Annotated in this window: 20 protein-coding genes and 1 tRNA gene; 8 read left to right on the top strand and 13 right to left on the bottom strand. The window is 55.5% G+C overall.

The window, feature by feature from the left end; all coding sequences use genetic code 11:
* Positions 1 to 95 precede the first annotated feature (95 nt).
* Together DSD30_RS02705 and DSD30_RS02710 are read left to right on the top strand one after the other, a co-directional pair.
* The gene (locus DSD30_RS02705; protein WP_114008592.1) at positions 96 to 3,395 is read left to right on the top strand and encodes a type I restriction endonuclease subunit R; all 3,300 of its coding nucleotides are present in this window, start codon (positions 96 to 98) and stop codon (positions 3,393 to 3,395) included.
* Positions 3,382 to 4,134 carry a M48 family metallopeptidase gene (locus tag DSD30_RS02710; RefSeq protein ID WP_114008042.1) on the top strand — a complete coding sequence of 251 codons (753 nt, stop codon included), beginning with the start codon at positions 3,382 to 3,384 and terminating at the stop codon, positions 4,132 to 4,134. The genes DSD30_RS02705 and DSD30_RS02710 overlap by 14 nt, the downstream gene beginning before the upstream one ends.
* A gap of 162 nt (positions 4,135 to 4,296) precedes the next feature.
* On the opposite strand, the gene DSD30_RS02715 is transcribed toward DSD30_RS02710, so the two are convergent.
* The 3 genes from DSD30_RS02715 to DSD30_RS02725 form a co-directional block, all read right to left on the bottom strand.
* Positions 4,297 to 5,208: a site-specific integrase gene (locus DSD30_RS02715; protein WP_114008043.1), complete on the bottom strand. Its 912-nt coding sequence runs from the start codon at positions 5,206 to 5,208 to the stop codon at positions 4,297 to 4,299.
* Entirely contained in the window at positions 5,205 to 6,206 is a 1,002-nt protein-coding gene (locus tag DSD30_RS02720; protein ID WP_114008044.1) for a DUF6538 domain-containing protein, read from the bottom strand. Before DSD30_RS02720 ends, DSD30_RS02715 begins: the two co-directional genes overlap by 4 nt.
* Positions 6,207 to 6,299: 93 nt before the next feature.
* Positions 6,300 to 6,389 (bottom strand) — tRNA-Ser (locus DSD30_RS02725).
* A 383-nt stretch (positions 6,390 to 6,772) separates the two neighbouring features.
* Here DSD30_RS02725 and DSD30_RS02735 point away from each other — a divergent pair.
* Together DSD30_RS02735 and msrA are read left to right on the top strand one after the other, a co-directional pair.
* Positions 6,773 to 7,093 carry a hypothetical protein gene (locus DSD30_RS02735; RefSeq protein WP_114008046.1) on the top strand — a complete coding sequence of 107 codons (321 nt, stop codon included), beginning with the start codon at positions 6,773 to 6,775 and terminating at the stop codon, positions 7,091 to 7,093.
* Positions 7,094 to 7,235: 142 nt separating this feature from the next.
* Positions 7,236 to 7,883 carry a peptide-methionine (S)-S-oxide reductase MsrA gene (gene msrA, locus DSD30_RS02740; protein ID WP_114008047.1) on the top strand — a complete coding sequence of 216 codons (648 nt, stop codon included), beginning with the start codon at positions 7,236 to 7,238 and terminating at the stop codon, positions 7,881 to 7,883.
* Between the two features lie 77 nt (positions 7,884 to 7,960).
* Here msrA and mepA read toward each other — a convergent pair whose 3' ends face one another.
* Positions 7,961 to 9,025 (bottom strand): penicillin-insensitive murein endopeptidase, encoded by a 1,065-nt coding sequence (gene mepA / locus DSD30_RS02745; protein WP_114008048.1) that lies wholly within the window; start codon positions 9,023 to 9,025, stop codon positions 7,961 to 7,963.
* 112 nt (positions 9,026 to 9,137) lie between these two features.
* Here mepA and DSD30_RS02750 point away from each other — a divergent pair, with 112 nt between their 5' ends.
* Positions 9,138 to 9,740 carry a DUF2799 domain-containing protein gene (locus DSD30_RS02750; RefSeq protein WP_114008049.1) on the top strand — a complete coding sequence of 201 codons (603 nt, stop codon included), beginning with the start codon at positions 9,138 to 9,140 and terminating at the stop codon, positions 9,738 to 9,740.
* 407 nt (positions 9,741 to 10,147) lie between these two features.
* Positions 10,148 to 11,086, top strand: a complete 939-nt coding sequence (locus tag DSD30_RS02755; RefSeq protein WP_114008050.1) for a GGDEF domain-containing response regulator — start codon at positions 10,148 to 10,150, stop codon at positions 11,084 to 11,086.
* Positions 11,087 to 11,152: 66 nt separating this feature from the next.
* Here DSD30_RS02755 and lepA read toward each other — a convergent pair whose 3' ends face one another.
* Positions 11,153 to 12,958, bottom strand: a complete 1,806-nt coding sequence (gene lepA, locus DSD30_RS02760; RefSeq protein ID WP_114008051.1) for a translation elongation factor 4 — start codon at positions 12,956 to 12,958, stop codon at positions 11,153 to 11,155.
* 245 nt (positions 12,959 to 13,203) lie between these two features.
* The gene (locus tag DSD30_RS02765; RefSeq protein ID WP_114008052.1) at positions 13,204 to 14,307 is read right to left on the bottom strand and encodes a TRAP transporter substrate-binding protein; all 1,104 of its coding nucleotides are present in this window, start codon (positions 14,305 to 14,307) and stop codon (positions 13,204 to 13,206) included.
* 303 nt (positions 14,308 to 14,610) lie between these two features.
* Here DSD30_RS02765 and DSD30_RS02770 point away from each other — a divergent pair, with 303 nt between their 5' ends.
* Positions 14,611 to 15,102: an Lrp/AsnC family transcriptional regulator gene (locus DSD30_RS02770; RefSeq protein WP_198662796.1), complete on the top strand. Its 492-nt coding sequence runs from the start codon at positions 14,611 to 14,613 to the stop codon at positions 15,100 to 15,102.
* A 55-nt stretch (positions 15,103 to 15,157) separates the two neighbouring features.
* Here the strand turns inward: DSD30_RS02770 and DSD30_RS02775 are convergent, their stop codons facing one another.
* The 5 genes from DSD30_RS02775 to rpmI form a co-directional block, all read right to left on the bottom strand.
* Positions 15,158 to 15,679 (bottom strand): nucleotidyltransferase family protein, encoded by a 522-nt coding sequence (locus DSD30_RS02775; protein WP_198662797.1) that lies wholly within the window; start codon positions 15,677 to 15,679, stop codon positions 15,158 to 15,160.
* A 278-nt stretch (positions 15,680 to 15,957) separates the two neighbouring features.
* Positions 15,958 to 18,378 carry a phenylalanine--tRNA ligase subunit beta gene (pheT, locus tag DSD30_RS02780; protein ID WP_114008054.1) on the bottom strand — a complete coding sequence of 807 codons (2,421 nt, stop codon included), beginning with the start codon at positions 18,376 to 18,378 and terminating at the stop codon, positions 15,958 to 15,960.
* Entirely contained in the window at positions 18,375 to 19,457 is a 1,083-nt protein-coding gene (gene pheS / locus DSD30_RS02785) for a phenylalanine--tRNA ligase subunit alpha (protein WP_114008055.1), read from the bottom strand. The genes pheT and pheS overlap by 4 nt, the downstream gene beginning before the upstream one ends.
* A gap of 298 nt (positions 19,458 to 19,755) precedes the next feature.
* Positions 19,756 to 20,115: a 50S ribosomal protein L20 gene (gene rplT / locus DSD30_RS02790; protein ID WP_114008056.1), complete on the bottom strand. Its 360-nt coding sequence runs from the start codon at positions 20,113 to 20,115 to the stop codon at positions 19,756 to 19,758.
* A gap of 45 nt (positions 20,116 to 20,160) precedes the next feature.
* Positions 20,161 to 20,358 (bottom strand): 50S ribosomal protein L35, encoded by a 198-nt coding sequence (rpmI, locus tag DSD30_RS02795; protein WP_114008057.1) that lies wholly within the window; start codon positions 20,356 to 20,358, stop codon positions 20,161 to 20,163.
* Between the two features lie 457 nt (positions 20,359 to 20,815).
* Between rpmI and DSD30_RS02800 the strand changes: the two genes are divergently transcribed.
* Positions 20,816 to 21,748, top strand: a complete 933-nt coding sequence (locus DSD30_RS02800; RefSeq protein ID WP_114008058.1) for a hypothetical protein — start codon at positions 20,816 to 20,818, stop codon at positions 21,746 to 21,748.
* A gap of 177 nt (positions 21,749 to 21,925) precedes the next feature.
* Here DSD30_RS02800 and DSD30_RS02805 read toward each other — a convergent pair whose 3' ends face one another.
* Together DSD30_RS02805 and DSD30_RS02810 are read right to left on the bottom strand one after the other, a co-directional pair.
* Entirely contained in the window at positions 21,926 to 22,081 is a 156-nt protein-coding gene (locus DSD30_RS02805; RefSeq protein ID WP_114008593.1) for a nuclear transport factor 2 family protein, read from the bottom strand.
* Positions 22,082 to 22,084: 3 nt separating this feature from the next.
* Complete coding sequence (locus DSD30_RS02810; RefSeq protein ID WP_114008059.1) at positions 22,085 to 22,543, bottom strand: TspO/MBR family protein; 459 nt, start codon at positions 22,541 to 22,543, stop codon at positions 22,085 to 22,087.
* Positions 22,544 to 22,692 lie beyond the last annotated feature (149 nt).

The raw sequence follows: 22,692 nt of genomic DNA on the forward strand, positions 1-22,692 counted from the left end.
TGCTCCTTGCCGCGCTGTTGTGCTGACATGACAACAACTTGAGGTCGCTCTGCCGTCCTGCTTTCGCAAAGCCCAGTTTCTTGCCCGAGGCCACCATGCTCGATCAATCCGCGCCGATCACTTCCGAAGATGTCGCCTCCAAGATCCCGGCGCTGGCGCTGATGATCAATATGGGCTGGATCTACATCTCCGTTGAGGACTGCCTCGCCCGTCGTGGCTCCAATCGTGCGGTGCTGCTCGAGGATAGTCTGCGCCTGTGGCTTGATGCCTATCGCTTTGACTATCGCGGCAGGCTCTATCCTTTGTCCGAGGATGGCAAGGCGCAGGTGATGAAGGGCGTCACCCATTTGGGGCTGGTGCAAGGGCTGGCCAAGGCCAACGAGACCCTACACACCATCCTCTCCCTTGGCATCACCGTCACTGAATTCATGCCCGACGGCCACAAGCAGCCCGTCACCGTGTCATTGGTTGATTGGAAGGATATCAGTGCCAACCGGTTCGAGGTGACAGAGGAGATGAGCGTTGAGCGGCAGGGCCAGACAACGACCTATCGCCCCGACATTGTCGGCTTTGTCAATGGGTTGCCGCTGCTGATCATCGAAGCCAAGAAGGCGGTGTCAGCCCACAAGGACAAGATGGTGGAAGAGGCCATCTCGCAGCATCTCCGCAACCAGTTGCCCGATGGCATCCAGAGCCTTTACGCCTATGGGCAGGTTCTGATGGCGCTGGCCGAAAGTCAGGCGCGATATGGGACCATTGAGACACCATTGAAATTCTGGGCAGCCTGGCATGAGGAAGAAGTCTCCGAGGCCGACATGCTGGTGATCAAGAATATGCCGCTCGATGGGGCTCAGCGGGACAATCTGATGTCGGGGCTCTCGGCCAAGGTGAAGGCGCACCTGCTGACGCTCTGGTCTGCAGAGATGGCCCTAACCGAGCAGGACCGGCTGTTGATCGGCATCGCCCGACCGGACCGGCTGCTGGAGTTCGTCCGTTACTTCCTGCTGTTTGACAGCAAGGTGGGCAAGATCGCCGCCCGATATCAGCAGTTCTTCGGTGTACGTGCCATGCTGGCCCAGGTGCAGCAGCGCGACGAGACAAGCAGCTCAGGCAAGAAGCGCAAGGGCGGGATCGTCTGGCACACCACCGGCTCAGGTAAGAGCTACACCATGGTGTTCCTCTGCCGTGCCCTGTTGCACAATCCAGATCTGGCCAAATGCCGATTGCTCATCGTGCTCGACCGTATAGACCTTGAGAAGCAACTTGCCGCCACCTTCCGCACCGGTGGGGCCTTCGGCTCTGCTATTGCGACCAAGAAGGAAGGTGAGAAAGCCAGGGCAGAGAGCGGCCAGGATCTTGCCAAACGGATAGGCCTTGGCACCGACCGGATCATTTTCACCCTGCTGCAGAAGTTCAACTCCGCCACCAAATATCCCGAATGCAAGAATGACAGTGAGGATATGATCGTGCTGGTGGATGAAGGCCACCGCAGTCAGGGAGGGGAGAACCACGAGCGGATGCAGCTTGCCCTGCCCAATGCCGCCTTCATTGCCTTCACCGGGACGCCGTTGCTGAAAGAGCGCAAGACCGAGAACAAGTTCGGCAAGATCCTCCATGCCTACACCATGCGCGAGGCGGTAGACGACGGCACGGTCACACCTCTGCTTTACGAAGAGCGTCAGCCGATGCTTGATGTCAACGACAAGGCCATCGACAACTGGTTCGAGAAGATCACCACGGGCCTGACCGATGAGCAGAAGGCGGACCTCAAGCGCAAATTCTCGTCCAAGGGGCAGGTCTATGGCGCGGAGCAACGCATCCGTCTGATTGCCTATGACATCGCCACCCACTTCCGTGACAACTTCAAGGATATCGGCCTCAAGGGCCAATTGGCGACCGATAGCAAACTCTCGGCCATCCGCTACAAGAAAGCGCTGGATGAGACGGCGCTAGTCACCTCCGCCGTTATCATTTCCCCCCCAGACACCCGCGAAGGTCACGAAGACACCAACGCCGCCAACGCACCCGAGGTGCAGACATGGTGGGCGCAAACCGTTGGCAATGATGCCGATGCCTATGAGGAAAATGTCATTTCAGGCTTCTCGCTGGTCGGCCCACCTGACATCCTGATCGTGGTTGACAAGCTGCTGACCGGTTTTGATGAGCCGCGCAATGCGGTGCTCTATATCGACAAGGACCTCAAGCAGCATAACCTGCTCCAGGCCATAGCCCGTGTGAACCGGCTGCATGAGGACAAAAAGTTCGGCTATCTGGTCGATTATCGCGGCATCCTGAAGGAGCTGGACACCTCCCTGCAGGACTACCAGAAGCTGGCAGAGGAAACACGCGAGGGATACGACCCTGAAGATCTGGAGGGCATCTATGCCAGTGTCAGCACGGAATATCTCCAGTTGCCGAAGCTGCATCGTGAGCTCTGGGCTTTGTTCTCCGGCGTAAAGAACAAGGCCGACAAGGAGCAGTTCCGCCGCCTTCTGGTGCCGAAGATGGTGACCGAAGAGGGGATGTCCTACGACGCAAACCTCAAATTCCGCGAGGACTTCTATGCGGCACTGACCAACTTCGGCATGTGCCTTAAGCTGGCGACTTCCACCCGCGCCTTCTTTGAAGATCCTGGCTTTGATGAGGAGAAGCTGAACCGCTACAAGGCCGACCTCAAATTCTTCATGGGGATCCGACAACAGGCACGAGCCGACGCGATGGAGACAGTGGACTTCTCTCAATATGAAAAGCAGATCCGCAACCTGCTCGATCATCAGGTGACTGGGGTGGATATTCGGGAGCCGAAGGGCCTGATCCAGGTCGGTGGCAACAAGGACGGTGATAGCTCAGAAGATCCAGAAGAGTGGAGCGACGAGAAGAAGAAGAATGAGGCCGACCTCATCCGAACACGCCTGACGCAATCCATCGAGGTGGATCTGGCAGAGGACCCCTATGCCCAGGCTGTCTTCTCGGAATTGTTGCGCGAGGCCATCGCCGAAGCAGAGGCCATGTTCGACTTCCCTGGCAAACAATATGACCTGTTCAAAGACCTCGAAGCACAAATGAAAGAGGGGGCAACGGCGGACATCCCCAATGCAATCAGAGAGAACCGCCACGTCCGGGCCTACTATGGTATTTTCAAACAGCAGATCGATCCGGTTCGCTTTGAGGAGCTGGGCGAGGAACATTTCATTGCGGAGGCGCAACTGGTAGATCGGGTGGTTATGGATGCTGTCGCCGCCAACTCACTCAGCCAGGAAGCAATCATGAATGAAATCAGCCGAAGCCTTCTGCCGACCTTCTTCAAGACCTACGGCGATATCACGATTGCCCAGAGTCTGATCTCGGCGATCCAAGACAAAGTAAGGGCCGGGACCACCAATGGCAGCTTCTGATCAAACTGAGCCTGAGAACCGCCTGTTGGTCTACGGAGATATGCGGCTGCCTTATGTCGTCGTCAGGGAAGAGCGACCATCCGGCAAGATCGCCATCAATGTTGAACCCGATGGGACTGTACTAGTGCAGGCTCCTGTTGCAGCGAATGCCTCAGCCATTCATCAATCGGTTCACGCGAAGGCTAGGTGGATCTTCCAGCATGTGGTCAATGCGCAATCTCGTTTTCACAACGTGCTGAACCGTGAGTATGTCAATGGTGAAGAGGTCATGTATTTGGGCCGACGCCATCAGCTCAAGTTGATCGATGTTCCCCGCTCTGAGCGACGTGTTCGACTATTTCGTGGGAGAGTGGAAGTCCTTACGGAAACCAGAGACCCAGATGCCATTCGTCTCAAACTCCGTGCTTGGTACAAGTTTCGTGCTCAAGACATCTTCAAGGGATGCATCCGAGAATGGACACAAACGCTTCCGTGGATCAACACACCCCCAAAGTTTGAACTTCTCGAAATGCAGAAAAGGTGGGGAAGTTGTGCCACCGATGGAGTGCTGCGCATCAATCCGTTTTTGGTCAAAGCCCCCCGAGTTTGCATCGAGCACGTGCTCTTACATGAGCTCTGTCATCTCAAGGAGCACAACCACAGCAAAGCCTTCTATGAGCTTCTCGACCGTTTCCAACCTGGCTGGCAGACCACAAAGACGAAACTGGATGAGTGGGTCGAAGAGTTGCTGAACGAATGATGCACTGAGCAAAGCGCTGAGTTTCCCGACCAACCACTCCAACTATTTCAATGCGGCTTCGATTAACTCAGGCTCTCTATCTTGACTATCCCCTCATGTTCAAAATCAAAAGATTGTCCCGCAGATGACACTCTAGTCTCTTTCTGATGCATCATCTGTAAGCTAATTTCCTTCGCGACAACTCGGCATTTTCAAACCGTCATAGGCAATCTTCTCGATCTGCTCCTTAAGGAAAGCCGGGCTGAGGTTGCCGCCATATTGATCTGACGTGTCACCCGAAGACCACCCACCTAGCGCTAGTACGACATCGTGGTTCAACTCAGCTTGCCGCATAGCATCACGATAGTTGTGTCGGAAGCTGTGAAAGGATGCCCCGTTGCCCGCAAGACCAAGCTTGCCAAGGAAGCGCGATTTGTCGTTGAACCACTTCGAGAAGTTGTTCGATAGGTATCCATCTGCGGAAGGCTTCAACTCAGGGAACAAGCGGACATGTTTTGCTTGCTTTTGCTGAAGGGCAAAATTGATGAAGCCGAGCCTCTCCAAAGCCGAGTGAATTGGCACGAAACGTTCTCCTGAAGAGGTTTTCACCCGCTTCTTGTCCGCTTCGTCCAATCCCTCACCGTCTTTGGTTTCCTGAATAATGATGCACCAGACCCCATCAATTTGTTTGATGTCATCGCAATGAAGCTGACAGCATTCTCCAAGGCGCATGCCAGTCCACAGAGAGAGCAAAGGCACCCAATAGCGCCCCTTCTTGATGATCTGACTTCCGGGAAGATGGTATTTGAACTCGCTTTGACAACCTGAATAGAGCGGTGCCGAAAAGATGATTTGTAGCTCTTCCTCAGTGAATGGCCGCCTTTTGTCTCTTGCTTTCACCGGGTCATTAACTCCCAGACCCTCAGCATAGTTCTTCACCATGTAGTCTTCTCGCACAGCCCATTTGAACAGGGCAGACATGTTCCTCAAGCGATTGTTGATGGTGGGAGGGCTGAGGAGTTTGGCTCCGGTTTCTTCTGCAAGCTTGATAACCTCGAAAGTATCCTTGCCCGGAAACCTCTGCAGGGCATTCACAGGCGTTTTCTGGAGAGCGTCTCTAACCTTCTTGCAATCTTCCCGATTAATGGTGCTGACATCCCGGTCTGCCCCATAACGTCCTTCAGCGTCCTGTAGACAACATCATAGCCCTTGTTCGTCCGATCAGATGCCGATCTAGCAGGATCTTCGATATAGAGCTGAACTAGCTTCTCAAGGGTGATAGCACCACCTTTTGAAACCGAGTGTCCTACAGGCATTGACGTTTGTGTGGAGGTTTCGCCTTCAGTGATTGACGGAGGGGAGAGGTCAAATTCGTCTGGCTCGCCATTGTTTCGACGCTCGAGGGCATCGATATATCGAACCCACATGGCCAAAACTTCTCGAGCCAGGTTTCGCCAGCCTTCCGACCCGCGATGCAAACGAAGATGATGCTCCTCAGCCAGTTCTTCAATGTCCTCTTCGGCAGCAGATAGATCTTGCCGAGCCAATGCATCCCGATAGTGAGGCTTTAAGAAGCCTACCGTTTCATGAGACTTAAACAGATCTCTTCTGCTGAGCCCAAACTCCGAGAATGAAGCGCTGAGTGAAAAAGTAGGGGCAATTGGCTTAAACTTCTGATCCGCTTTGTCGGTGCCTTCAGCTTGTTTTTCACTAAGATCGCGCTGCTCGAGTTGCGTTTTGTTGAAACTGGCCCACATTTCGCCGTAAGCTTGCTGAGACGCTCTGTCACCCTCATCACGGATCTGCATATCCTCCACAAGCATATCCTTGAGACGGCCATCAACGATTGTCTTAGCCTCGGAGGGCGAAAGCGTTTCTTTCAGATCTGCTTTGGCTTGCGCAAATTCCTCATCAAGCGCAACCAGCTCTTGGTGCAACTTAACCTTGGCTTCAGACAGATCTTTTGTCCTCAGCGATTTCCTGATGAATTTGCGATTGTCGAACGCCTCTAGCAATCCCTGAGGGACACGCTTGTAGAGGTAATATGTTCCTTCACGGCGGTGAAGATTTGGGTATCCTGGCACAGCTTCCATGGCTCCCATGTAACACAGTGTTGTATCACAGTCGACCACGCTAGAGCATTGAAATGTAAGGAAATACCATATTTCTGCCGGTCAAAGGGCAGATGGCGGAGAGACAGGGATTCGAACCCTGGAGACGGTTACCCGCCTACACGCGTTCCAGGCGTGCGCCTTCGACCACTCGGCCACCTCTCCGTACCAAAGTGTGGGCGCAATATAGCCAAATAGAACGGGAACGCAAGCCCTCTTGACCCTATCTGTCAACAGAAAGTCAGACTCTTGTGATATTGCACCCTCCCCTGTGCATATCACCAGCCAAAAATCAGGCCTCATGCGCCTTATGGTCATGTTCGCATGTCTGCTAACCCCATGGCGCACCATAAAAATCCACACTGGACATCAAATCATAACTTGCTGTTGTCGGCGTGACGTGGGACGCTTTTTGGATCTCATTTTGGCCTTTTATCTTGTGATAGACTTGAATGACGGATTGGGGAGCGACAAGTGTGTTGCGTCGGGCAGCAAGTTTTTCTATTGCCTGAACCATCACGTGTGTCAGCGTTTGAAAGGATAGAGTCATGCGTCTTTTGCGTTTCTTCAGTTCCATGCTTGGTCTGTGGACCTGTGCGCTTGCGCTTCTGGCTCTGGTGCTGGACGGGGTGCGCTCGATCGCCGCCAATGAAGTGGTGATGAAATCGCTCGGAGCCACCTGGTTCGAAATCGACAATGCCAGCCTAAATTTGGCGCAGGCGGTGATCCAGCGCAACGTCCATCCGTTGATCTGGGATCCTGTGGTGCAGTGGATCTTGATGATGCCAGCCTGGTTGGCCGCGGGGCTGGTTGGTGCCCTTTTCATCTATCTGGGCCGCAAGCGTCGCCCAAAAGTGATCCGGATTTGATTTCTTCGAACGGGCCATGTGACCTAGAACTGACAGTCTGCCGTACCGATATAGATGACTGGTCTTTAGAAACCCTGCCCTTCGACACGCAACCCGGGCAATGGCTGCGCGGGCGGGGGCTTGTTTCATGTGAGGAGCGACGATGTTTGGATTGACACGCAAGAAGCTTGACATGCCGACCAAGGAAAGTGCGCTGCCGGGGCGAGCAACCCCGATTGAAACTGCCAGCACCCATTATGTGCTGGGCAGCCCACTCAAAGGCCCCTTTCCAGAGGGTTTGGAAATGGCGATGATTGGAATGGGCTGTTTCTGGGGAGCTGAGCGGGCCTTTTGGCAACTGGATGGAGTATATACCACCGCAGTCGGCTACAGCGCGGGGCTCACGCCCAATCCCACCTATGAAGAAGTCTGCACCGGTGGAACCGGACATAATGAGGTGGTTCTGGTGGTGTTTGACCCGGCCAGGCTTTCCTATCGCAGCTTGCTGAAGACCTTCTGGGAACAGCATGACCCGACTCAAGGGATGCGGCAGGGCAATGATGTTGGCACCCAGTATCGCTCCGGCATCTATACGTTCGGCGATGATCAGGCGAAAGTTGCCACCGGATTGCGGCGAGAGTATCAGACGGCTCTGAAGGAACGGGGCCATGGCACCATTTCAACCGAAATTATCGCTGCCGAGCCATTCTATTATGCAGAAAGCTATCACCAGCAGTATCTGGCGAAAAATCCTGGTGGCTATTGCGGCCTTGGGGGCACAGGGGTGTCCTGTCCGATGCCGTTGGCCTGAATGCATCAAGAGACTACCGTCAGAAAAAGCCTCGCTCGATGGGAGCGAGGCTTTTTTTGATTTTTCGCCTCACTGCCTCAGTTTGGCAATGGACGCGGTTTGGGCAGGGCCTGCAATGGCAGGATATTGTCTGGTGCAACAGCCGACCTCGCCGCACTGGCGGTTTGCAGCGGCGCGGCATCGAGTACCGCACTGCAGGCACTTGGCAAATCGCTCAACGTGACCTGACGGCGTTTGACGGGCTTCTTGTTGGGGTCTTTCTTGACCGGCTTTTTCGGCTTCCAGGGTTCGTCGGAGAGCCACCAGGCCAGTTCCTTGCCGCACCCATCCCCTACTGGAGGAGGTGCCTGATTCTTGCAGCCGGGATTGCCTGGCGGGCAACTCATCCGCACATGGAAATGATAGTGATGGCCATACCATGGGCGGACCTGACGCAACCAAGCTCGGTCATCGCCCGCACGATCACAAAGGGCTTTCTTGATACCCGGATGAACAAAAATGCGGGCCACACCGGGGGTTGAGGCAGCGCGTTTGATCAGGCGAAGATGGGCCATAGTGAATTTGTTGGCATCCACCGTCCGGGTGCCTGTCTTGAGCATGGAAATGGCCGAGACCTTCTCGCGCTCGGAGCGGGTGAACCGGCGCTCAGGCATCGGCCGAAGCCAGATATCGGCATCCAGTCCAATCTGGTGGGAGGCATGACCGGTCAGCATCGGCCCACCACGCGGCTGGGCCAGATCGCCGACCAGCAGACCGTTCCAGCCATCATAGGCTTGTGCATCAACAGCCAGCTTCTCCAGAAAGGCAACCAGCACCGGATGACCCCAATTGCGATTGCGCGACAGGCGCATGGCCTGCCAGGCCGGACCATCGATCGACAAGGCGCGACCACCAGCCAGACACCCTTTGGCATAGGAGCCAATGGCACGGGATTGCAAATCGGCAGGCGCTCTCTTCTTGCCGAACAATTGCTTGGCAGGCGTCTGTGCCCATGCCGCATCGCCCGGCAAGGCTGCTAAAGTCAATGGCAGGAGCGCCAAGGCAGAAAGATAGACAGCAACCACGCGCCCCGGCAGGAGGGTGCGGCGGCTGTGGGTAGGGTGACAGGGATGCGCCAACAGGGGCATCTTGGGCAGCGGCATGGCCTTTGCTCCACTTTATCGCAGTTTGAATGCTTGCGACTCTATGCACGAATTGTTAACCATACGTGGATGACGTCCATATTTCCATCCCTCTCGCCATGAAGTTCCTGCCATGCGTCCCTTCATTCCTGTCCTGCTCCTCTCGGGTCTGCTTGTTGGCTGTGCCAGCCTGACCGAGGATGAATGCCATATCGGCAATTGGCAATCGATTGGTCTCAATGATGCCGTTCAGGGACGAACCACTGCGCGTTTCAACGAACACATCAAAGCCTGTCAACGCTATGGGGTGCTGCCGGACAAGGGGCTGTATGACAAGGGGTATCATGAGGGACTGGTGCGCTATTGCACTCCGTCGAACGGCTTCAATGTCGGGCGAAATGGCTATCAATATCATGGCATTTGTCCCGCGGGTGCGGAGGCTTCCTTCCTCAGGGGCTATGAGCGGGGGCATGATCTGCACGAGATCGAAAAGCAGATTGCCGAAGCGCGGAACAGTCTGGGCGACGTGCGGAGCAAGATTGCGTCCTTGCGCAGCCACAAGGCAGCTCCGGGGAAAAAGGACAAGGTGAGCGAACGGGAAAGAAGAGCCTCGTTGCGGCGCTTGTTCCGCGAAGCCGACCGTCTGGAAGACGAGATCCATCGACTCAATCGTCAACGGGATCGGGCGCTGTTGGCAGCCGATGACTTTCTGGCTTCGGTCAGCCCGGATATCTGAACCGCGCGCTGCAATCCTTAATGGAGCATCCGGAATTTTATAGAATCAAATTGAGACTATCCACACGACTGCAAGGGATGGACTATCAAAAGGCATTCGGACACCAAGGATTCGACCCTTTTGTATATCCCTTTAATAATTTGAAACTATTACATATTGTCTTGTGTCTAGCGCAGAATCTTCCATCAGATCAGGCTCACTCTATTCACTGATACCAAAAATTAACTTTGTTGCATGATGGACATCAAGACGTGCATTTTTGGCTGTGGTCGTATTAGTACGTTAAGGCTCATGACCTAGGATGCCCATCAGTTACAACACAAGGCCGGCGCCATGAATGCTGTTTGACATGCATTCACTTGGGGGCAAGGGCAGTTTGCCTTGTGTAAAAAAGACCCGGGGGCAAAATGAAGATCGTTCTAGTGGAAGCCAAAGGCGCTGAGCGTAGCGCCATACGCTCAATGCTCGAAAAGCGACAGGAGACGGTGTATGCCTTCTCCAAGGGGCAGGATGCGTGGTCTTTCATCGAGCAGACACCCGACATCAACATCATTATCGTTTCGCTCAATGACGAAGGCATGTCCGGTCTGGAGATATGCTGGAATGCGCGCATTCTTGCCGAGCAACGCAAGGGCATGTATGTGATCGCCATTTCTGGCGAAGACAATGACGACATGCTGGTCGAAGCACTCGACAGTGGTGCAGACGATTATCTGCAAAGGCCACTCCAGGAAGAAATCCTTCTGGCGCGCCTGCGAGTAGCAGAGCGGATGATTGTGCTGCAGCAGCAGCTGGTGCAATTGGCAAACCATGATTCCCTGACAGAGCTGCTCAATCGTCGCGCCTTTTTCGAGCATGCGGATCTGGAACTCTCCGACCCGGAAAAAAGCCCATCGATCCATGCCATCATGTTCGATATCGACCATTTCAAGCGGGTCAATGACAGCTTTGGCCATGATGCCGGTGATCAGGTGATCCGTACGGTCGCCAAGATTGCACAGGCTGAGGGCGATCTGATCGGGCGTCTGGGCGGGGAAGAGTTCGCGATGATTCTCAGCGACCAGTCGATGCTGGGGGCAGCGCGCAGCGCCGAACGGATGCGCGAGACCATCGAGAATACACCGATCCTGATCAATGGCCACCGGATCGAGATCACATCAAGCTTTGGCGTTGCCAGCTATCAGGACGGCGACAGTGTGGACGCACTGCTCAAACGCGCCGACATTGCGCTTTACCGCTCGAAGAATGAGGGGCGAAACCGGGTTTCGGTGGACAGACCGCATAAATCGGTGATCGAGGATGATTACAAAGCCGCCTGCAATATCAGACAGAAAAGCAGGGCCTGAGAGCCCTGCTTTTCTTTGGTCTTTCTGGCGCAGCCCGTCTTCAGGGCCGACTATCGGCAGAATGCATCAATTGTCCATCTTCAGTGCGGCGATGAAGGCTTCCTGCGGGATCTCCACCTTGCCGAACTGGCGCATTTTCTTCTTGCCGGCCTTCTGTTTGTCCAACAGCTTGCGCTTGCGGGTGGCGTCACCACCATAGCATTTCGCGGTCACGTCCTTACGCATGGCCGAAATGGTCTCACGCGCGATCACGCGCCCGCCAAGCGCCGCCTGAATCGGGATCTTGAACATGTGGCGCGGGATCAGCTCCTTGAGCTTTTCGCACATGGAACGGCCGCGAATGTCGGCCTGCGAACGGTGCACCAGTACGGACAGGGCGTCCACGGGTTCCTCATTGACAAGGATCGACATTTTCACCAAGTCACCCGCGCGATAGTCGGCCAACTGATAGTCAAAGCTGGCATAACCCTTGGAGATCGATTTCAGGCGATCATAGAAGTCGAACACCACTTCATTGAGCGGCAGATCATATTGCACCATGGCGCGACTGCCGACATAAGAAAGATCGGTCTGGATCCCGCGTCGCTCCTGACACAGGGTCAGGATCGGGCCGAGATATTCATCCGGCGTCATGATCGATGCCTTGATCCAGGGCTCGCGGATTTCGCGGATCTTGACCACGTCGGGCATGTCGGCCGGATTGTGCAGGCTGATGTCGGAGCCGTCAGTCAGTTCCATCTCATAGACCACACTTGGAGCGGTGGCGATGAGATCGAGATTGAATTCGCGGCTGAGGCGCTCCTGAATGATTTCCAGATGCAGGAGACCGAGGAAGCCACAGCGGAAGCCGAAGCCCAATGCGGCAGAGGTTTCCATCTCGAAGGAGAAGCTGGCATCATTCAAACGCAGCTTGCCCATGGCAGCGCGCAAATCTTCAAAGTCGTTGGCATCGACCGGGAAAAGGCCGCAAAACACCACCGGCTGGGCCGGACGAAAGCCTGGCAGGGGCGTTTCGCACGGTTTGCGAACATGGGTGATGGTATCCCCCACACGGGTATCGGCCACTTCCTTGATCGAGGCGATCAGGAAACCAACCTCACCGGGCGCCAACTCCTGAACCTCGGTCATTTTTGGACGGAAGACGCCAATGCGGTCGACGTCATAGGCGGCACCGGTGCCGACCATCCGGATCTTGTCGCCCTTCCTCAGAACACCATCGACGATGCGGACAATCACCACAACGCCGAGATAGACGTCATAGTAGCTGTCAACCAGCATGGCTTTGAGCGGCGCATCCAAATCCCCTTCCGGGGCAGGCAGGCGCTGGACGATGGCTTCGAGTGTTTCCTTGATGCCGATGCCGGACTTGGCGCTGGCTTCAATCGCGTCAGACGCGTCAATGCCGATTACATCCTCGATCTGGGCGCGGACACGGTCGGGCTCAGCCGCTGGCAGATCGATCTTGTTGAGGATCGGGACAATCTCGTGATCATTCTCGATTGCCTGATAGACGTTGGCCAGCGTCTGGGCTTCCACCCCTTGTGAGGCATCGACCACAAGGATCGACCCTTCGCAGGCGGCCAGCGACCGGCTGACTTCATAGGCAAAGTCGACGTGACCCGGCGTATCCATCAGGTTGAGCGTATAGGTTTCCCCATCATCCGCCGGATAGGTCAGGGACACGGTCTGTGCCTTGATGGTGATGCCGCGTTCTTTTTCGATGTCCATGCTGTCGAGGACCTGCTCGGACATCTCGCGATCGCTCAAGCCACCGGTCAACTGAATGAGCCGGTCGGCGAGCGTCGACTTCCCGTGATCAATATGGGCAATGATCGAGAAGTTGCGGATTTTATCAAATGTCTGTTTTGTCATGGCGCGCTTATACCCTTAGCTCTCTCAAGTGAGAAGAGGCTTTTTTCCGGCCGATATGCTTTTTCTTGGCTATCTCATGAACAGAGAGAATGTTCCAGCAGGAATTGCGCGATTGAGCCGATTTACGCGCATATTCGTGCATTGAACTGGCCCGCTGAGGGGGAAAGCAGGATAGAAGCGGGCAAAGACGAGAAAACCCGGCCTTAAAAGACCGGGTTTTCTGACTTTGCAAACCGCTGGCCGTCTCAGAGATCGAGCGCCAATTTCCGGGTTCTGGTGGCTTCCCATTCGGAAATCATCACATAATCGGACGCAATCTTGCGGAAATCGACAAAGCTCTTGTAGATCTCGCCTGCCAGTGGCGAAGTATCTGCAATTTCCTTGGTAACGATGGCCGACTCTTTGGCCAGAGCCATGGTGATGTCATCGGGCAGGCTGCGCAGTTTGACGCCTTCCTTGGCCAGCAATGGTCCCAAGGTCATCATGTTGTGATAGGCAAAGTCCGCCATGGTGTCCATCGAGGTCGCCAAGGCTGCTTCACGGACGATGGCCTGCAGATGGTCTGGCAGGGCGTTGAATTTCTCGGTGTTGACGATCACTTCGAGCGATGGCCCCAATTCATGGAAGGCCGGCATGTAATAGTTGCCAACCACCTTATAGAGACCGAAGGCCAGATCGTTCCACGGGCCAACCCACTCGGCGGCATCAATGGTGCCTGCCTGCAACGCGGAAAAAATGTCGGTTGGCGGCAGCATGACGACAGACGCGCCCAGGCGACGCAGCACCTCGCCACCAAGGCCTGCAATGCGCATCTTCAAGCCCTTCAAGTCATCAAGGGTTTTGATTTCCTTGGCAAACCAGCCACCAGCCTGGGTGCCTGAAGAGCCAGCATAAAGCGGCGTGACGCCAAATGGTTCATAGGCGCGCTCCCACAGAGCTTGCCCTCCCCCATATTGCAACCAAGCAATATGCTCGATCTGTGTCAGGCCAAATGGCACACCGGTGAAGAAATGGAACGACTGATCCTTGCCTTGCCAGTAGTAGGGGGTGGCGTGGCCACATTCGGCAGCGCCATTGGAGACCGCATCAAACACTTCGAGCGGTGGCACCAATTCGCCCGCGCCAAAGACCTTGATCTCCAGCTCCCCGGCCGACATCTTGTTGACGCGCTCGGCAAAACGGACACCGTTGACACCAACGCCCGGCACCTGCTTTGGCCAGGACATCGGCATTTTCCATGTGATGGTCTCATTCGCCTTGACAATCGCCGGGCTTGCCAAACTGGCTGCCCCGCCTGCCGCCAACCCCGTCAGGACCGAGCGGCGATTGATCGAACCATTCTTCGACATTGTTATTCTTCCTCTGGCTATTATTGAACTTTCTTATTGGATAGACCGTAGGTTGGCACGAGGATGCCAGTGGTGCAATAGGCACAAGACCGGTGCGACATCACTATCCTCAATCCATCCCGAAGACGTGCCAGCCCGCACAAAGCCAAAGAGCCGCGGAATGCAGAAACTGGTGGAGAACCCAATTTCATGCGCCCTTTTAGGCACCTGAATTGACTTGCATAATACGCAGCATCCTGTAAAAACCCTATGAAACGCAACATATTGTTTCGTTTAAATGCCTCGAACCGAAGGATCCCAGCCTTGCCGCGCAAAAGCTCAAAACTCGATCGGATTGACCTGCGTATTCTTGATGAGCTGCAAAAAGATGCCCGCATCACCAACAAAGCGCTCTCGGAGAAAGTCGGATTGTCGCCGAGCCCCTGCCTGCAGCGGGTCAAGCGGTTGGAGGATATTGGCCTGATCAGTGGCTATCTTGGCCTGATCAATCTGGAGCAGCTTTGCCGCCATGTCACCGTGATGGCGACCATCACCATCCGTGACCATGATCATTCCATCTTCTCCACCTTTGAGGAATCGATTGCCGATCTTCCAGACGTGGCGGAGTGCCTCAAACTGAGCGGCTCGTTCGATTATCTGGTGCGGTTTGTCTGCACCGACATCCAGCGCTATCACTCGGTCACCGAGGATCTCTTGGTCAAGATTGGCGGCAAAATGCAGATTGCCAGCCATGTTGTGTTGGATCAGACCAAGCAATATCGTGGCGTGGCGCTGGATGAACTGGTCAATGGCTAGACCCTGATCGGACGCCCAGCCCCATTTCAAGCCCGCTTCTGTCAGAGCAGGTCTGTCACAACTGATCTGGCCGGACCGGCTCTTCTGTTTCCCAGTCAAGGATCCGCAAGTGCGGCCAGTGGCGTGCCATGCGTTTGGCTTTTTCAGCATAATGGGTGCGGTTGGTCGGTAGCTTGCGACAAGGGCGAATGGTCAGGGCGAAAATGTCTTCCAGCCCAAAGGGCGCGGCAATGGACAGGCTGTCATCTTCTTCCAGCCGGACCGCCACCGCATGGGTGGTGCACATATAATTTTCCAAACTCTCGTCGGTGTCTTTCAACTCCGGATAAGAACCGCCAAAGCGCTCGGGATACCACAGATGGACGCGGGCCTGATTGCGCAGCTCTATGCGCCCCTGCCAGTGCGGCATTGCCGCCTCCACCCGTTTGATCATCGCATCTTCAGCCTCATAGGAGCAATCAGACGCGTCAAAATAGGCGACGTCATAATCCTTGATGCCGTGGCCCTGTGGCTGGCCGGTCAGGCGGTTCCAAACCGTTTGATAGATCGCGCCAGAGACCAGCCGCCAGTCGGGCAAATCGAGCGCGCAAACCTGTAAGGATCTCCATCAGGTCATCGTCTTCTGAGACGAATTGCGCCAGCAGAAAGCGGCGTTCCTGCTCGTCGAGCTGATTGTCTTGAGCGTTGGCCTTGATCAGATGCGGGCTTTCCATCCTTGGATCTCCGTGAGGGACTCTCCTGTCGCTTCGTGGGCAGGGTCGGCGATTCTGGCAACCATCTCAACCGCACATGAGAGATCTGAACAAAAAAGGCGGAGCCGATGGCCCCGCCTTTTCAATCCGCATTGGATCAAGATCAACCGCGCAATTCGCCGCCGGTTGACTTGGCGACCGCATCAACGATTTTCTTCGAGATGGCCTCGATGTCTTCGTCGGTCAGGGTCTTGTCCTTTGGCTGCAAGGTCACTTCGAACGCAACCGACTTTTTGCCCGGCTCCAGACGGTCGCCTTCGTAAAGGTCGAACAGATTGACGCCGGTGATCAGCCTTTTGTCCGCGCCATTGGCGGCCCGCAGGATGGTGGTTGCGGTGACGTCCTTGTCGACAAGGAAGGCAAAGTCGCGACGCACCGGCTGCAAGTCTGACAGGGTCAGAGCGGGACGGGACTTGGACGGCTTTTTCTTCGGCGCAGGGACCGCTTCGATGGTGATTTCGAAAGCATAGACCGGACCGTCAACCTTCAGATCATCAAGGACCTTTGGATGCAATTCACCGAAGGTGCCGATGACATTTTTCGGGCCCAACTGGATTTTGCCGGATCGACCCGGATGATACCAGTCAGGACCACCAGCGACGATTTGCAGCTTGGTGCTATCAAGGCCCATGGCATCGAGCACGCTCAACGCATCGGCGCGGATGTCAAAGACATCAACCGCCTTGGCGGGCTCGCGCCAGTGGCGGCCATTGCCGACCAGCTGGGTCGCGCCGCGACGGATGCCGGAGGCGTGGGTGAATTGCTCTTCGGGCTGATCGCCAAGGAAGATCTGCCCCACTTCGAACAGAGCCAGATCATTGAAACCGCGGTCGACATTGCGCTGGGCTGCTTGCAGCAGACCCGGCAACAGGCTCGGGCGCATATCGGACAGGTCGGCAGAGATCGGGTTGGTCAGGGCCAATTCCGGTTTGCCGCCGCCGAACAGGTCGGCCAGTTGCTTCTCGGTGAAGGACCATGTGACCGCTTCGACCATGCCACGGGCCGCCAGTTGGCGACGGGATGCGCGGATGCGCTTTTGACGCTCGGTCAGCGGTGGCTGGGTCACGGCATGGAGGCGCGGCAACGGGGTGTTTGGCACCCGGTCAACGCCAACAATACGCGCGACTTCTTCCACGATATCCGCCTTGCCGTGAATGTCCGGGCGGAAGCTTGGCACCGCGATCTTGACGTCGTGGCCATGGCCAGACACCCAGAAGCCCAGACGGGTCAGCACGGTCTTGATTTCCACTTCCGGCACATCGAGACCAACCAGACGCTTCACTTCCGACATCGGGAAGTCGATGATTTTCTCGCTGACCGGGGCCTGACCGGCAACGACCATGTTGGATGGTTCGCCACCACACAGGTCAAGCACCATCTGAACGGCCGCATTCTGACCGGGAATGACGAATTCGGGATCACAGGTGCGCTCGAAGCGATAGCGGGCATCGGACTGGATTCCCAAGCGACGTCCCGCGCGGGCCGTCAGGATCGGATCGAACCAGGCACATTCGATGAAGACATTGGTGGTTTCGGGTTGGGAGCCGGTTTCCTCGCCCCCCATGATCCCACCGAAACCAACAAGGCCCTTGTCGTCGGCAATGACACAAATGTCTTCACCCTCGGTGATTTCATAGTCCTTGCCGTCAAGCGCCTTCATGCTCTCCCCCGGCTTGCCAAGGCGCACATGGATGTCACCGGTCAGCTTGTCCGCATCATAGACATGAAGCGGGCGGCCGCGGTCGTAGGTGATATAATTGGTGATGTCGACCAGCGCGTTGATCGGACGAAGACCGATGGCCCGCAGACGCTGCTGCAGCCAATCGGGGCTTGGGCCATTTTTGACGCCTTTGACATAGACACCGGTGAAGATCGGGCAGATCGGATTGTCGCCCTCTTCCTTCAGCAACACGTTGATCGGGCTGTCGAAAGAGCCATCCACCGCTTTGGGATGCTTTTCTTTCAGCACGCCTACGCCAGCGCCGGCCAGATCACGGGCAACGCCATAGACACCCAGCGCATCGCCTCGGTTTGGCGTGATGGCAATGTCGATGACCGGATCGTCAAGGCCCAGCAACGGCGCAAAAGGCTCACCGATTGGCGCGTCTTCTGGCAGTTCCATAATGCCGTTATGCTCATCGGACAGGCCCATTTCGCGCTCGGAGCACATCATGCCGTTCGATTCCACACCGCGGATCTTGGTTGGTTTCAAAACCATGCCGTTGGACGGGATGACAGAGCCATTCTGAGCCAAAACGACCTTGATGCCAGCGCGGGCATTGGGGGCGCCACAGACGATTTGCAGCACTTCCTTGCCGGTATTGACCTTGCAGACCCGCAGGCGGTCTGCGTCTGGATGCTGAACCGCTTCCTCGACATGGGCGACCGTGAAGGCCTTCAAAGCCGCAGCCGTGTCGATGACTTCCTCGACTTCAAGGCCGATGACGGTGAGTTTTTCGAGGATTTCTTCGAGCGACGCGTCGGTGTCGAGATAATCCTTCAACCACGAGAGGGTGAATTTCATGAGGAGAGCCCTCCTACCAGTCCGGGAATATCAAGGGGGCGGAAGCCATAATGGTCGAGCCAGCGCTTGTCGCCATTGAAGAAGGCGCGCAGGTCCGGCATGCCATATTTCAGCATGGCGATGCGGTCGATGCCCATGCCCCAGGCAAAGCCGGTATATTTGTCCGGATCAAGGTTGCAATTGCGCAGCACATTGGGATGGACCATGCCGCAGCCCAGAATTTCCAGCCAATCGTCGCCTTCGCCAATGCGCAGTTCGTTGCCGACGCGCTGGCAGCCGATATCCACTTCCATGGATGGCTCGGTGAAGGGGAAGTGCGAGGCGCGGAACCGCATTTTGACTTTGTCCACCTCGAAGAAAGCCTTGCAGAATTCTTCCAGAACCCATTTGAGGTGCCCCATATGGGCGCCTTCTTCAATGACGAGGCCTTCGACCTGATGGAACATCGGGGTGTGGGTCTGGTCACTGTCGCAGCGATAGGTGCGGCCCGGACAGATGACGCGGATCGGTGGTTCCTGATTGACCATGGTGCGGATCTGAACCGGCGAGGTGTGGGTCCGCAGCACCATCTGGCTGCCATCTTCTTTCTCAGGCAGGAAGAAGGTGTCATGTTCCAGACGCGCCGGATGGTCGGGCGGGAAGTTGAGCGCAGTGAAATTGTAAAAGTCGGTCTCGATGTCCGGGCCTTCTGCGACCGCAAATCCCATGTCGGCGAAGATTGCGGTCAATTCGTCCGTCACCTGAGCGATCGGATGCACGCGGCCATCAAAGGTCGCGCCCTGACGGGTGGGCAGGGACACATCGACGGTCTCGCTCTTCAGGCGGGCATTGAGGGCTTCTTCCTTCAGAATCTCTTTGCGCGCTGCCAGCAAATCACCGACGCGGGTCTTCAGGCCATTAAGGGCCGGGCCCATTTCCTTGCGTTCTTCCGGGCTCATCTTGCCGAGCGTTTTCATCAGCTCCGAAATCTTGCCCTTCTTGCCAAGGGCGGAGACGCGGACATCTTCCAGTGCAGTCTCGTCACCGGCGGCATCAATGGCGACGGCGATTTCCTGCTCAAGTGTTTCAAGTTCCGACATAACTATTCCGTTGGGACAGGTTTGGCCGGGCGAAGACCCGACACGGGGTGCGATTGCTGCGGTTTTAGCAGATTGCATGCGGCTTGCCAGTGGCTTTGTGGCAAAAAGATGAGGCAAATCTGATAGAACCAAGAAAAAACCCGCTTCGATTGCTCGACGCGGGTTTTCAAATCGTGAAATCTGTGTGTGCGCCGATATGAGACCATCCTGCGAAACGGACAAACCCGCTTCGCAACAGTTAGAGCCTCAACAGCAATCCCAGACCCAAAAAGCGCCAAGCGCCTTTACGGGAAGAGATTTAGGCAGCAGCAGTAGATTTGGCCTTTTCAACCAGAGAAGCGAAAGCTTCTGGCTGATGAATGGCCATATCGGACAGAACCTTACGGTCAATTTCGATGCCAGCCTTGTTGAGGCCGTCGATAAATCGACCATAGGTCAGGCCCTGTTCGCGAACAGCGGCGTTGATGCGCTGGATCCAGAGCGAACGGAAGTTGCGCTTCTTGGCCTTACGGTCGCGATAAGCGTACTGACCGGCTTTTTCAACCGCCTGTTTGGCGACGCGAATGGTGCTCTTGCGGCGGCCATAATAACCTTTGGCAGCCTTCAGAACTTTTTTGTGGCGGGCATGAGCGGTTACACCGCGTTTTACACGTGACATATTTTGATCTCCTTATAATCGGAATGCTGTTCTCAAGGTCTGCGCTTATTTGTAAGGCAGGAACTGCTTGACAATTTTTGCATCCTGATCGCTCAGAGTGGTCGTGCCACGGGCTTTGCGGATGAACTTGGTGGTGCGCTTGATCATACCATGCTGTTTGCCAGCCTGTGCTGATACGATCTTGCCGGTACCGGTCACTTTGAAACGCTTCTTGGCGCCGGACTTGGTCTTCAGCTTGGGCATTTTGCTCTCCTGAAACTGTATCTTGGCCCGAATTCCCTTGATCGATTGAAGACAATCAATCGGAACGCGTGCTCGGATCGTTGTTTTTTTGAAACTGCTCGAAGGCGGATTGGCATCTCCGAAAAAATGGGGTCTGCAGCACCGTCTCGGATTGAGCATTCGAGACCCACCACGGCAGCCCTTACGATAGCCGGATGAGTCGAGACTGGCGGGTTATAGCGATGTGGGTGCAGAGAATCAAGGGCAAAGGGGGAAGATTCTGACAGGGGGATGACGGGAAGGGGGCTGTTCGGACGTTTTGAACATTCGGTGCCGAGCAATGCTTTTCTTAGAAAGAATGCAGCAACTGGTAATCGGGCGAAGAGCGGACATTAGCTCAAGAAGCGCGATATAAAGATTGGACACGCAAAAGCTGACATGAATTGAGCATCGAATCCAATTGCGCTACACTCTAACCATGGCTGAAACTCTATATCTCGACCAGAATGCGTGGGTGTCTCTGGCGCGAGGCGCTTGGGACAAGGCTAGCTATCCGAAGGACCATAAACGACTGGTGAAGGTAGTCGAGGCGCTTCAGCAGAACCGCTTTGTCGTCCCATTAAGCTTCGCCAATATCTACGAAACCTCGAAGATAAACGACCCGGCCCGTCGAGCCAACATGGCGCGAACCCAGGTTACAATCAGCCAGGGGCAGGTCTTTCGTGGCAGGCGTCGAATCTTGGGTGAGACACTCGCTTTATATTTGGCCGACAAATTTTCGATCGTGCATGCACCGCCGGAAGAGCACTGGTTCCTGTCTGACCTATGGTTCGAAGCGCTCGCTGAGTATTCGCCAGAGACATTCGGCTTCTCGCTATCGGACGCAGCGCTTGACCATATGCATTCCTACCCTGCAAGGGTGCTGTTCGACTATCTTACCTCCAACGATGAGGATGTTAGGCTCGAAGGTGTTAGGCGCTTTAGCGCTAGCTCGGCCGATCTTGTCATGGGAATCGAAGCACGACGGGCTATTGTAGCTTCCGAACCGTTGGCGCTGCGCAAACGTGTTTATGGCGCGCGGCTGATTATCGATGAGCTAGATTTCGTCCTTGCAACTGGCCGAAGTCTTGGGTTGGATTGGAATGGCTTTACCGATATTGGATCTTCATTGGTCCGAAGTATACTAGGTGACGTACCGATCCTAGCTACAGAGAGGGAACTGGCTATCCGACTCGAGGATCTGGCGAGGCCCATCGAAGAAAATGACCTACGAGACATGTCGGCCTTCACTACAGTGTTGTCGCTTGCCGATGTCGTCATCGGCGAAAAGACGTTTGTCAATCTCGCCCGTCAGGCACGTCTGGACAAAGCTTATGGCACACGGCTTCTAACATCTATTGACGAACTTTGATCGCGGAGTGTGGGCTGAGGGCCGGCTTTTCTTGCCACCCTTTGTTGCATTGGCAATTAATTCTTCATTTTGAAGACCAAAAAAGAACTCAAAGCATCCCTCCCCATTTCTCACCTAAGGCCAGCCTGACAATCAGGCCAGCCAGTTGCTCTTCTCACCACTGTCGCTCACCCGCACTCAGGCAATCACCTGTTCGAGGTGCCAGATTTTGGAGACGATTTGCCAGCCTTCTTTGCCCAAATCAAAGCCCAGATGGTCGACAAAGACATTTGCATGAGCGCGGATGCGGATTTTGACCGTGGCGTTGAGGGACGAGAGGAATTTGATCAGCAGCCCTCAATTCAGCGCCACCAAACCTGCATTGAGATAAGCGGCGAAGGTGACCCATAGGGCATAAGGGGCAAACAGCCATGCGGCGAGACGCTGCCGGTGCCATGTGGCGCGGATGAAGGCGGCGATGGTTGCAAGAAGGGCGAGGATCACCAAAAGCCCCAGCAGCAATTGATTGAGCGTGAAGACAATCGGGCTCCACGCGAAATTCAGGCCCATTTGCAGAATCCAGAGCATCATCGGGCCGCGCGGACCGGGCAAATCGAGCACATGCGTGCCGGCAACCGCAATGAGAATGTAAAGCAGGGTCCAGGCTGGCGCGAAGAGCCAGTTGGGCGGGGTGAAGGCTGGCTTCTCCAGCCCTGCATACCATGGGCCGGGAATATTGGTCGCCCCGATCAGCAGGCCGCCACCATCGGAAATAGCCAGAAAGATCAACAAAGCAATCCAGTATCCTCGGGTCATACACGCTCCTCAACCAATAGAAATGACAAAGCCCACTCACGCGTTCTGCCATAAGTCTGGAGCGCAAGAAAGCCTTTTGCAATGGGTCGATCGTGGGATGGGGAAAGGGCGCTGCCGCCCTGATCCGACGGAGCGTCCGGGGACGGAGC

The organism is Cohaesibacter intestini (assembly GCF_003324485.1).
GTDB lineage: Bacteria > Pseudomonadota > Alphaproteobacteria > Rhizobiales > Cohaesibacteraceae > Cohaesibacter > Cohaesibacter intestini.